Genomic DNA, 11,584 nt, shown 5'->3' with positions numbered 1-11,584 from the left:
CTCTCCCACAGAAACCACCGAAGAGCCATTTAACGTTACAGTAAAATTGTTTACCACGTCCGAAGGCCCCGAACGCACGCCCGGAGGACCCGGGGACCCGTACGAAGGCCCCGGAAGCGCGCCCGGGAGTCCTAAAAACCTTTCCCGGAACCCCGCCGAACCACCCGCAGGCCGTCAAACCGGCGGCGAGGCTCCTATTGGGCCGCCGCGGCGGCTCCCCTACTGGGCCGCGGCCCCCTCGGCCGCCGCGCCCTCGTCCGCAGAGGCGGACGCAGCGCCGCCGGTGCCGGTGAACACGCCGGAGTCGCGCTGGGACTGCTCGAGCAGCTGCTCGGACGTCTGGTCGTCCAGGTCGTCCTGCGTCACCTCGGAGGAGTCCGCCAGCGAGGAGACGGAGTTCACCTGCTCCTGGATCTTGGCCGCGGTCTCGTCGTCCATACCGACGATGCGCAGCTCCCAGTCGATGTTGCTGGTCCCCGCCGCGACCTGCTTGGTCCAGATGAACGTCAGCATCGCGCGCTCGGTGCCCTCGGCCTTCAGGAAGCCGAAGAACTCGTCGTGCACGAAGTTGCCGTTCTCGTCGACGCGCACGTACACGTTGTAGGTCACGCGGTTGATCTTGTCGTTCAGCAGGGCGTTGGTCGCCAGGGCCGCCGCCTGGATCTGGGAGTTCGACAGCAGCTCGAGCTCGTTTCTCGACGTCGCGTCCACCACGGAGACCTCGACCGCCCCGGTCGACTCGTCGGCCTCGTCGACCGTGAACTCCTCCGGGAACTGGGTGAAGCCGTTGCCCCACTCGACGCCGCTCTCCATGGCGTGCTCGACCGTGTCCGCGGTGGTGCGCTCGGACAGGTTCGCCGTGTTCAGGCGCCGGTTGACGCCGTAGACGACCTGCATGCCCACCACGAGCACGAGCACGCCCACGATGCTCAGCACGGCCATGCGCGAGATGGCCTGCCCGGCCTTCGAGCCGGAAGGGTCGTCGGCCGACAGCGGGTCGATCTTCGGCCGGCTCGCGCGGCGCTTGCTGCGATGGTCCGCCTCCAGCTTGTTGACGGCCTCGTCGCCGCCCTCCTCGCGCACCTTCGCGCGGAACGCCCGGCGACGGGACGACTCGCGGGCGCGCAGCGGGTCGACGACGCCGGATTCATCCAGCTCGGAGAAGAGCTCGGTGGCCTCGTCTGCTGTCAGCGGCGGTCGTCTTGCCATCGTCGTGCGTCCTTAGATACCGCGGCGGGCACCCCTCGGGCGCCCGCCGAACAACCTCTTCATCTCGGTCGCGTCCTGCGAGGACGGAGCCGCGCCGCACGCGGGGCCCGCCTTCGGCCGGCGCGCGATGCGCGGCCGCGTCCCGCACGGGGTCCTCGCCCGAAGCCGCCGCCCGGGCGCCTCGGCCCGCGTCGCGACGGGCGCCTCGGCCCGCGACCTACGCGGAAGCCTCGCCCGAAGCCGCAGCCCGGGCGCTCGCTCCCTCGAACTGCATTCGATAATAGCGGGCATACGTGCCCCCACGTGCGAGAAGCTCGTCGTGGGTGCCGCGCTCCACGACCTGACCATGCTCCACGGTCGCGATCTCGTCCGCGTTCTTGATGGTCGACAGGCGGTGGGCGATGATGATCGTCGTGCGGTCGCGCGCCAGGCGCTCGAGCGACTCCTGCACCGCCTCCTCGCTCTCGTTGTCCAGCGCGCTCGTCGCCTCGTCGAGGATCAGGATCGCCGGGTCCTTGAGGAAGACGCGGGCGATGGCGACGCGCTGCTTCTGGCCGCCGGACAGCCTGCCGCCGCGCTCGCCCACCACGGTGTCGTAGCCCTCGTCCAGGCTCTCGATGAACTCGTGGATGTTCGCCCGGCGCGCCGCCTCCTCGATCTCGGCGTCGGTGGCGTCGGGCCGCCCGTAGGCGATGTTCTCGCGGATCGTGCCGTCGAACAGGTAGACGTCCTGCTGCACCAGGCCGATCGCCCGGCGCAGGGACTCCTGGGTCACGCGGCTCACGTCCTGCCCGTCGATGGTGATGCTGCCGGCGTCGATGTCGTAGAAGCGGGGCAGCAGCGAGCAGGTGGTGGACTTGCCGCCGCCCGACGGGCCGACGAGCGCGATGGTCTCGCCGGGGCGGATGGAGAGGTTCAGGTGGTCGATCACCGGGCGGCCGGGCTCGCGCCCGCCGAGCTCGACGTCCTTGTAGGAGAAGCAGACGTCGCGGTACTCGATGGCGCCGTCGGTCACCTCGAGCGGGCGGGCGTCGGGCGCATCCTGCACATCGGGCATGGTGGCGAGGACCTCGTCCATGCGCTTGAAGCCGGCGATGGCCTTCTGGAAGCTCTCCGTGGAGTCCACGAGCGTCTGGATGGGCGAGCTGAACAGGCTGATGTAGAGCGCGAAGGTCGCCATGTCCACGGCGGAGAGGCGGTTCTGCGCGATGAGCAGGCCGCCCACGACCACGATGGCGGTGTACAGCGCGCCGGTCATAAGCGCGCTCACGGCCTGGTAGGCGCCCATGGCGTGGTACTGGTCGACCTTCGACTGCAGGTAGGCCGCGTTGGAGCGGCGGAACTTGGCGCGCTCGGTCGCCTCGTTGGCGAACGACTTGACCACGCGGATGCCGGAGAGCGAGTCCTGGAGCTGGGAGTTCACGCCGGAGATCTTCTTGCGGTTGTCGGCGAAGACCGCGCGCATCGAGAAGTTCTGGCGCACCATGATGGCGACGAAGACGGCCGTGATGAGCACCATGACGCCGGCGAGCTCGGGGGAGATGGTGAACAGGATGATGAAGGCGCCGATGATCTCGATCCCGCAGATGATGATCCACTCGGGCAGGTGGTGGGCGCCCTCGCAGATGTCGAACAGGTCGTTGACGACGCGGCTCATCATGTCGCCGGAGTTGACGCGGTCGAAGTACGAGAAGCAGAAGCGCTCGTACTGGTCGAACAGGTCCTCGCGCATCTTGGACTCCATGCGCGCGCCCATGATGTGGCCCTGGGCCGCCACGAAGTACTTGCAGCCCGTGCGCACGAGGTACATGACGATGAGGCCGGCCGCCACGAAGGCGAGCGACCCCATGATGGCCTGCGGGCCCTCGGCGAACAGGCCGCCGGTGAGGGAGCGCAGGATGATGGGGAAGGCGAGGTCGATGCCGGCGAGGATCAGCGCGCAGACGGTATCGGCGATGAACAGGTGGCGCTGCGGGCCGTAATACGACACGAAGCGCCGGAACATGCTGGGTTGCTTGGCGTTAGTCACGTCTTTCCTCTCGTATGGCTGATGCGGCGGGCGGCGGGCGTCACGGCGGCGGGCGACGGGCGGTGCGGGCGCCGCGACAACGGGCCGCACCATCCCCCGCGCCATGACGGTCCCCCGGCCTTCTTGGCACGGGGGACCGTCCTACCTGTCGCACCTGCCGGCTGTTACAGGCGGTGGGAGATGGCGTCGCAGGCGAGCGCGCCCACCACGGTCTTGGCGTCCTGGATCTTGCCGTCGAGCACCGCGTCGATGAGCTCGGACAGCGGCACGAGGTCGACGTTCAGGAACTCGTCGTCGTCCGGGCAGGCTTGGTCGAACTCGAGCTGCGTGGCCATGTAGATGTGGATGAGCTCATCGGAGAAACCGCAGCTCGACGCGATGGTCGTGAGGTAGCGCATGCGGTGGGCGATGAAGCCGGTCTCCTCGTGCAGCTCGCGGCGGGCGCACTCCTCCGGGTCCTCGCCCGGGTCGAGCTTGCCGGCGGGCAGCTCGACGGTCACGCGGTCGAGCGCGGTGCGGTACTGGCGAACCAGGGCGATCTTGCCCGACTCGGTGAGCGCTACGATGGCCGCGGCCCCGTGGTGGCGCACGATGTCGCGGCGGGAGCGGTGGCCGTTGGGGAGCTCGACCTGCAGCGTGTTCACGTCGAAGATCTTGCCGTGCCAGGCGAGGTCCTCGGACAGGACCCGCTCGTGCAGGCCCGGGTCGCGCTCGTCGTCATCGCCGAGGACGAGCGCCGGGACGTACTCCTCCTCGATCTCGGAACCGTCGGCGGGCTCGATCGCCTCCTGACGGTCCTCCGCGGCGTCGATGGTCCCCGACTCCTCCTGCGGCGTCTCGATACCGCCGTCGAACTGCTCGCTGACTGCCATGTCCTCACGCCTTTCCGTAGCCATCTCGCAGGTTATGCAGCCTTGTATTGTAGCCAACTTGGCGTATACCCGCGCCCGCGCGCCGGCCCCACATCAAGACAGGGTCTTTAGGGCGGGCGCATGATCCGGGCGCAGGCTCCGTCCGGCCGACAGCAGAGGGGGCGGCCGGGCCCGGTGCCCGACCGCCCCCTCATGGAAGCGTCCTATCCTCGCTCCGCGCGCCTATGCCGCGCGCGGGCCGCCGCTACCTGCTCGTGCGGCGACGCAGGACCACGCCGCCCGCGACCAGCGCGACCGCTGCCAGGGCGACCCCGCCCACGAGGGCGACGGTGTTGTCGCCCGTCTGCGCGAGCCCGCCGCCGGAACCGGTGCCGTCGTCTCGGTGCCGGTATTGGTGCCGTCATCGGTGCCGGGCGTAGTCGGCTCGTCGCCGTTTTATGCACACCGGCCCGCCAAGCCGCCGAGGCGGCGTCGGCCCGATGACGCAAAACGACCCCGTCCCCGAATGCAGGCAGGCCCGCCGGGGCGGCGTCGGCCCGATGGCACAAAACGACCCCGTCCCCGAATGAACGGATGACACGAAACGACCCCGTCCCCAAATGCACCATCCGCTGCCTATGCGGTCGGCTCCTCATCCTGGGTGTGCTCGAACTCGTCCGCATGGTACGAGATGTCGACGGCGTGCAGCTCGATCTTCGAGACGTCGGTGGACTCGCCTTCGTCGAGGTGCTTGCCGACCAGGGGCTCCCCGTCCTGCTCGAGCGCCCGCTCCGTGCTGCCGCCCGCCAGCTCCCCGTCCAGGAACCGATCGTACCCCACGGTGAGCGCGGCGCGCTCACCCGGCTTGACGAATTCCCCGTCGAGCGATTTGAGCGTGCCTAGCACGTAGAGCCCGTCATAGGTGGCGCGGACGGTGACGGACACGTCCGTCATCTTGTCATCGGTCTCGTTCACGATCGACCCGAAGTACAGGTTCTCACCTTGCGCCGTATAGCCGCCTTCGGACGTCCATTCGTTCGCCCAGGCGATGCCCAGCTCCACGTTATCCGCGGTCGGAGCCATCAGCTCCATGTCGCGGTAGGCGTTCGTCATCTCATGGAGGGCCTGCTGGCCCGTGTCGATGAGCGTGAACCCATCGAGCTCGACGCCCTCGTCGACCGTATCGAACGTGAGGTACTCGCCATTTACGTCCTCACCGGATACGTCATGGTCCAGGAAGAGCACCATCGTCGTGGACTCGTGCGGTGCGACGAACTCCCCGGACCAGAAGCTGTAGCCGTGGTACGAGTTCGAATCGAAGTCCATCTGCGTCCGCACCTCGTCGCCGTAATCGTCGGTATAGTGCACCGTCGCGCGCAGGGTCGGGGCGATGAGCCGCGGCTCGTCCGTGTTGTTCGTCACGTCGGCGGTCACCACGTAGTACGTCTCGTAGCTCTCGACGTCCCCCGCATTGTAGATGACCGGCACCACCTGCTGCTTCTCGACATGCAGCTCGCCGATCGTCACGGGCTCGCTCGGCGTCGCGGGCTCGTCGTCCGCGGCATCCGAGGCTGCGGGGCCCTCATCGTCGTCCGACGCGGAATCCGAGCTGCCGGCATCGCTGCGGCGCACGGTCCGCGGGGGATCGTCCTGCTGCGCGGACCCGGCAGCGCCCAGCCCGAAGGCGATGACGCCCCAAACGGCAACGGTCAGCACGAGCGCGACGGCGACGACCGCCGCGACGAGCGGCTTGGAGACGCGCTTGCGGCCGGTACCGGCACCTGGAGCGCCCGCAGCGGCGCCCGCGTCGGGGGCGACGGCTCCGGGACTCGGGACCTGGGTCGGTGCCGCTCCGGCAGCCTGCCGCGGAGCGGACGGCGCGGCGCCCGGAGCCCCGGCGTCCCGCAGCGCCTCCTCGGAACGCGCCGGCCCCGCCTCCTCGGCGTTCCCGGCAGGGACCCTGTCAGCGAGCGGGGCCCCGCACTTCGGGCAGAACCGCGCCCCGTCGGACATCTTGAAACCGCATTTCGGACAGAACATGGATCCCCCATCCCCCTGGCACGCGCGCCGGCCCGATGACACGAAACGACCCCGTCCCCAAATGCACCACGCGATCGGACCGATGACACGAAACAACCCCGTCCCCAAATGCACGGGGCGCCACCTGTCCGTGACGCCCCCGTCGCACGCTCCGTTGCGCTAGGCCCAGGCCTCGCGGCCGCGCAGGGCGCGCAGACCGATGTCGCGGCGCAGGGTCTTGCCCTCGAAGTCGATCTTCCCGCAGGCCTCGTACGCCAGGTCGCGCGCGCCCTCGAACGTCGGCGCCAGCGCGGTCACGTTGAGCACGCGCCCGCCGTTGGTGAGCACGCGGCCCTCCTCGTCCACGCGCGTGCCGGCATGGTAGACCGTCACGTCCTCCATGGCCTCGGCGTCCTCGATGCCCGTGATGACCTTGCCCTTCTCGTAGCTGCCCGGATACCCTGCGCTCGTGAGCACCACGCTCACGGCGTACTCGGGTCGCCAGGAGAGCTCGACCTCGTCCAGGTGCTGCTCGGCGCAAGCGAGCATGACCTCCACCAGGTCGTTCTCCAGACGCGGCAGGATGACCTGGGTCTCGGGGTCGCCGAAGCGCGCGTTGAACTCGAGCACCTTCGGGCCGGCGGGGGTGAGCATGAAGCCGCCGTACAGGCAGCCGCGGTAGTCGATCCCCTCGGCCGCGAGCTCGCCCACCACGGCCTCCATGATGCGCTCCATCTCGGCATGCTCGTCCTCCGTCACGATGGGCACCGGGCTGTAGACGCCCATGCCGCCCGTGTTGGGGCCGAGGTCGCCCTCGAGGGCGCGCTTGTGGTCCTGGGAGGTCGCCATCGGGCGGACGGTGCGGCCGTCCGTGAACGCCAGCAGGGAGCACTCGGGGCCGGTGAGCATCTCCTCGATGACCACCGTGGAGCCCGCCGCGCCGAACGCGCCGGCGAAGCACTCGCGCACCGCGTCCTCCGCCTGGGCGAGCTCGGTCGCGACGACCACGCCCTTGCCCGCGGCCAGGCCGTCGGCCTTCACCACGAGCGGGGCGCCCTGCTCGCGCACGTAGGCGAGCGCGCCCTCCTCGTCCGTGAAGGAGCCGTAGGCGGCCGTCGGGGCGCCCGCGCGCTCCATGACCTGCTTGGAGAACAGCTTGGAGCCCTCCATCTGCGCGCCTGCGGCACCCGGGCCGAAGCAGGGGATCCCCGCCTCGCGCACGGCGTCCGCCACGCCGGCGACCAGCGGCGCCTCGGGGCCGATCACCACGAGGCCGCAGCCCGTCTCGCGTGCGAAGTCCGCCACGGCCGCGGGGTCGTTCTCGTCGAGCGCGATGTTCTCGCCGACGACGACCGTGCCGCCGTTGCCCGGGGCGATGTAGAGCTTGCCGCAGCGCGGGGACTGCGCCAGCTTGACCGCCAGCGCGTGCTCGCGCCCGCCGCTGCCCAGCAGCAGGATGTCGATGGTGTTGGTCGCTTCGTTCATAGAGGGCTCCTTGTCAGTCGAATAGCTCGCCGCCCGCGGGGCCGATGCGCGCAGCCCGCAGCATACCTCCATGATACAACGCTTCCCGCCGCCTCCCGGGGTCGCCGACGGCGACGGGAGACGACGGGAAGCTGCAGGATCCCTCGTGTTGTGCGCGGTGCCTACCGACGGGACGGGCGCCTGCGCTCCTTCGATGCGACGGCCGCGGCCCCGAGCGCGACGACGCCGGCCGCGGCGACCGCCGCGACGCGCGCCGCCGTCGGGTCGCCGGTCCGCGGCAGCCCGCCCGCGCCGGTATCCGATCCGCCGTCCTGGCCGTCGCCGGACGCATCGCCGGTGCCGCCGGTGTCGCCGGTGTCACCCGTGTCGTCCGGGTTGTCGGGGTCGTCCGGGGTGTCCGGGGTGTCCGGGGTGTCCGGGTCGACGTAGTCGCCCGGCTGGTCGAGCGTCTCCACCGCCGTGGCGCTGAACGCGCGGTAGGGCGCGTCCTGCGTCGCCGCGAGCACGTAGAACCATCCGTCGTAGGCCACGGCGCTCGGGATCAGCAGATGCTGCTCCGAGGCGCGCTTGCCGTAGGCGGTCAGCGACAGGTCGTCGGTGGACAGCCGGTAGGTGTCCTCCGTGCCGGCGTCGTTCGGGGCGCCGGCGATCAGGAAGCCGTCGGCCGTCGCGCCCGAGGCGTAGGCGACCTGCCCGGTCTGGTCCGTGATCGTGCTGAAATCGAGCGGGGTGGCGGACATGGTCCGGCCGCCGTCATCGGTCGAGACCCACCGCACCAGGTCGGCCCCGGCCATACCGCCGCCCTGGACGGACCCGTAGATGCTCGCGCCCCCGGAGACCACGAACGCGCCGTCCCGATAGGAGACCTGCGGGCAGATGCGCGGCGCGCTCAGCAGGCCGACCGGCACGGCCGCCCCGGTCGCCGGGTCCACGCGGAAGATGTAGGAGGGGTAGTCCGCCACGACGCCGGCGGTGGACGAGATCATCCCGCCGAACAGGTAGAGCGACTCGCCGTCGCTCGCCAGGGTGCCCTGCTGCGGGGCGCCCGCGGGCGAGTTCGTGAACACGCCCGTGACCTTCCACGAGCCGTCGGCGGTGTAGCGGAAGAACCCGTTGGTCCCGTCCTCGGCGGACAGGTAGACCAGCAGGCTGCCGTCGTAGGCGGTGGCCGTCACGTCGTAGACGGTCCGACGGCTCAGCCCCACCGGGGCCAGCTCCTCATCCGTCGGCAGGTCGACGCGCGTCCACGTCCTTTCGGACGGGTCGTAGCGCAGCATGTGGTCCAGCGTCATGGTGGAGCCGATGGCCGTGCCGCGCGGCAGGCAGTAGAGGTCGCCGGCGAAGCCCACCAGCTGCCAGTAGGACCACTGCGTGAGCTCCTCGGGCACGGGCAGGTCCATCTGCTCGTAGTACGAGGCGCCCGCCGCCCGGCCGAGGTCGGCGCTCTGACGCGACTCCTTGCCGTCTTCGGACACGCGTACCGTCACCTGACCGCCCGCGAACGAGTCGGGCTTGGTCACGGTGAGCTCCACCTTGCCGTCGCCCAGGTCGGTGCACGAGGCCACCCGGGCGTCCATGCCGTCGAGCTGCACCTGCGCCGCCTGGGACATGAAGTAGCCCTGGATCGCGACGGTGTCGCCCCCGTCCTCGACCGCCGTGATGGCGGGGCCGGGGTCCGCAGCACCGTCCACCGTGGCGAACCCGCCGGTCGAGCAGAGGCCCTCGTAGCGCTCGTCGGGCTGCGCCGCACCGCGCACCAGCGCGGCGAGCTTCTCCGCGGACTTCGCGGGGTCGCCCTCGACATCCGCCGCACCCGTGCCGGCGATGGCCGCCGCCGCGCCCGCGACCGCCGGGCACGCCATCGACGTGCCGTACTCGTACGCGTAGGGAACCAGGTCGCTGCCGAGCCCGATACCGTCGAGGACGAGCTCGCAGGGCAGCGGATCGGAGCTCGGGACGATCGGGACGCCTCCCGTCACCCGCATCTCGTTCACCATGTAGGCGATCTGGAGCTGGAAGCTCTCCCAATCGATCATATCGGCCGTGAGCTGGACGACGTCCTGCCGGCCATCCGTTCCCACAGCGACCGCGGCCCCGCCCAGATCGAGTGAGGCGCTCAGCCATTCCTGAGCGGAGGAGGAGGGCGCAGGGAGCTGGGCCCAGGTGTACCCGGTCTTTTCCTTCAGCTTGACCCCGACAAGGACCTGGCCGTACGGGGCGCCGTCGGCGTCGGTGAGCGCGGCGTTGGCGAACGAGTAATGCATGCTCAGGTACCGGGGCTTCGCCTTGGTACCGGACAGGTCGATGGGCGTGGTGTAGGCGCTCGCCAGCGCTGTGGACCCGTCGTAGGGCAGGACGTAGGCGCCCGTCCCGTCGAACCCGGCGCCCTCCCGGATCCCGCCGAGGGGTGCCCCGGCGCCATCCTGGAAGCCGAGCACCGGCACGCCCTGCTCAAACGACGTCCCGTCGCCGTTGGAGCAGGTCTTGCCGTCGAAGCTCTCGTACAGCACGGCGTCGGCGTCGGCCTCGCCCAGGTACTGCTGGGTCGCGGCTGCGGGCGTGCCGGTCGATTTTCCGGTGAGCATCGTGGACACGACCGCGGAACCGGGCGCCATCACATCGGAGGTCGTCTCGCCGGTGTTGGAGAAATCGCTGGGGTCCCCGTCGGGGTCGATCGAGTCGACGACCACCACGTAGGGGTTGTCGGCGAGCGTGGTCACCAGGGTGGAGGCCGCGTCACCGTCGGTCGTGGCGTTGCCGGAGGCGAAGATGCTCGTCACGCCCTTCTCGCCCAGCTCGGTCACCGCGAGGTCGATCGCCCGGCTCGCCTGCAGGCCCGTGCCCCAGGAGTTGTTGGTCACCCGGACCTCGACGCCGGCGTCGCGGGCGCGGCTCACGTAGTCGAGGCACTGCAGCAGGGTGTCCAAGGTGTCGTTGTGGCGCACCGACATGATGCGCACGTTCGAGGCCATGCCCGAGATCCCCTCGCCGTCCCACGCCGCGCCGATGATGCCGGCCACGTGCGCCCCGTGGAAGTTGGTCACCTGCTCGGTCGAGCTGGCGCCGCCGTCGGTCACGGTCGAGAACCCGTACTCGTCCTCCCCGCCGGTCCGCTCGATACCCGAGGCCAGGCCCTCATCCCACATCACCGGGGCGAGGTCGGGGTTGGAGGCGTCCACGCCCGAGTCGATGACCGCGACGATCACCTCGTCGAGGTCCTCATCCGGGGTCTGAGAGTCCCACTCGGAGGAGCGCATGTTCACCGTGCCGTCGTCGCCGTCGGCCTTGTTGTCGAATCCCCACTGGTAGTCGGTGAGGTCGGCTGCCGCGGAATCGGGCTTGTCCTCGCCGAACGTGTCGGAACCCTCCGCGGCGGGGGCGTCGTCGGCCGGCGTGCCGTCGTCGGCTGCCGCGTCGCCGGCCGGCGTGTCGCCATCGGCCGCCGTGCCGTCGTCGGCGGCGGCATCGCCCGATGCGTCCCGGGACTCGGACAGCTCGTCCTCCAGCGCGAGGTCGACGGCCGCCGCGAGGTCGTCCGCGTCCTCCTCGGGGACCTCGACCGTCAGGTTGGGCTCGGCGAAGACCACGCGCTCGTCCACCTCGAGCGCGGCGATGAGTTCCTCGGTGGTCTTGGACTCGTCGCGCACCAGCACCAGCCGGCCCTCGTCGGCGGAGGCGGCGCGGACGGAGGCGGCGTCCGCCCCGTCGTCGGAAAGCGCCTCCGCGGCCGTGTCGGCATCGACATCCATCAGGTCCTCGGCCCCGGACAGCACGTCGCCGCCGAACGAGAACAGCCCCGCACCGGAGCCGGCATCCCCCACGACGTAGGCGATGGCCTCGTGCTCCACATAGGTCCCGGGCTCGAGGTCGACGGAGGCGGAGGCGGAGGACGCCGCCTCCACGGGCTCCTCGGCCGCCGCGGGGAGCGGCACCGAGGTGAACGCAACAGCGAACGCCGTGAGCATCGCGACGCATCTTCTGATCATCGTGC

Annotated in this window: 6 protein-coding genes and 1 pseudogene; all 7 read right to left on the bottom strand. The window is 70.4% G+C overall.

Annotation, left to right across the window (positions count from 1 at the left end):
• Positions 1-219 precede the first annotated feature (219 nt).
• Positions 220-1,209 carry a hypothetical protein gene (locus PHA29_RS05535; RefSeq protein ID WP_270848546.1) on the bottom strand — a complete coding sequence of 330 codons (990 nt, stop codon included), beginning with the start codon at positions 1,207-1,209 and terminating at the stop codon, positions 220-222.
• A 217-nt stretch (positions 1,210-1,426) separates the two neighbouring features.
• Complete coding sequence (locus PHA29_RS05530; RefSeq protein ID WP_270405005.1) at positions 1,427-3,214, bottom strand: ABC transporter ATP-binding protein; 1,788 nt, start codon at positions 3,212-3,214, stop codon at positions 1,427-1,429.
• A 188-nt stretch (positions 3,215-3,402) separates the two neighbouring features.
• The gene (locus tag PHA29_RS05525; RefSeq protein WP_270573905.1) at positions 3,403-4,110 is read right to left on the bottom strand and encodes an NUDIX hydrolase; all 708 of its coding nucleotides are present in this window, start codon (positions 4,108-4,110) and stop codon (positions 3,403-3,405) included.
• 244 nt (positions 4,111-4,354) lie between these two features.
• Positions 4,355-4,450 (bottom strand): annotated as a pseudogene (locus PHA29_RS10635) (hypothetical protein); the annotation flags it as partial.
• Between the two features lie 275 nt (positions 4,451-4,725).
• A complete protein-coding gene (locus PHA29_RS05520) occupies positions 4,726-6,129 on the bottom strand; it encodes a zinc ribbon domain-containing protein (protein ID WP_270848545.1) in 1,404 nt (467 codons plus the stop codon).
• Between the two features lie 159 nt (positions 6,130-6,288).
• Positions 6,289-7,593 carry a phosphoribosylamine--glycine ligase gene (purD, locus tag PHA29_RS05515; RefSeq protein ID WP_270848543.1) on the bottom strand — a complete coding sequence of 435 codons (1,305 nt, stop codon included), beginning with the start codon at positions 7,591-7,593 and terminating at the stop codon, positions 6,289-6,291.
• A gap of 161 nt (positions 7,594-7,754) precedes the next feature.
• Positions 7,755-11,579, bottom strand: a complete 3,825-nt coding sequence (locus tag PHA29_RS05510; RefSeq protein WP_270848542.1) for a S8 family serine peptidase — start codon at positions 11,577-11,579, stop codon at positions 7,755-7,757.
• Positions 11,580-11,584: the final 5 nt, after the last annotated feature.

Origin of the sequence: Candidatus Collinsella stercoripullorum, assembly GCF_027669965.1 — a bacterium.
GTDB lineage: Bacteria > Actinomycetota > Coriobacteriia > Coriobacteriales > Coriobacteriaceae > Collinsella > Collinsella stercoripullorum.
This window is presented reverse-complemented; position numbering and strand designations above follow the sequence as displayed.

Coding starts and splice junctions, on each gene's coding strand:
- PHA29_RS05535 (WP_270848546.1), bottom strand. CDS start 1,209: ATGGCAAGACGACCGCCGCTGACAGCAGACGAGGCCACCGAGCTCTTC.
- PHA29_RS05530 (WP_270405005.1), bottom strand. CDS start 3,214: ATGTTCCGGCGCTTCGTGTCGTATTACGGCCCGCAGCGCCACCTGTTC.
- PHA29_RS05525 (WP_270573905.1), bottom strand. CDS start 4,110: ATGGCAGTCAGCGAGCAGTTCGACGGCGGTATCGAGACGCCGCAGGAG.
- PHA29_RS05520 (WP_270848545.1), bottom strand. CDS start 6,129: ATGTTCTGTCCGAAATGCGGTTTCAAGATGTCCGACGGGGCGCGGTTC.
- purD (WP_270848543.1), bottom strand. CDS start 7,593: ATGAACGAAGCGACCAACACCATCGACATCCTGCTGCTGGGCAGCGGC.
- PHA29_RS05510 (WP_270848542.1), bottom strand. CDS start 11,579: ATGATCAGAAGATGCGTCGCGATGCTCACGGCGTTCGCTGTTGCGTTC.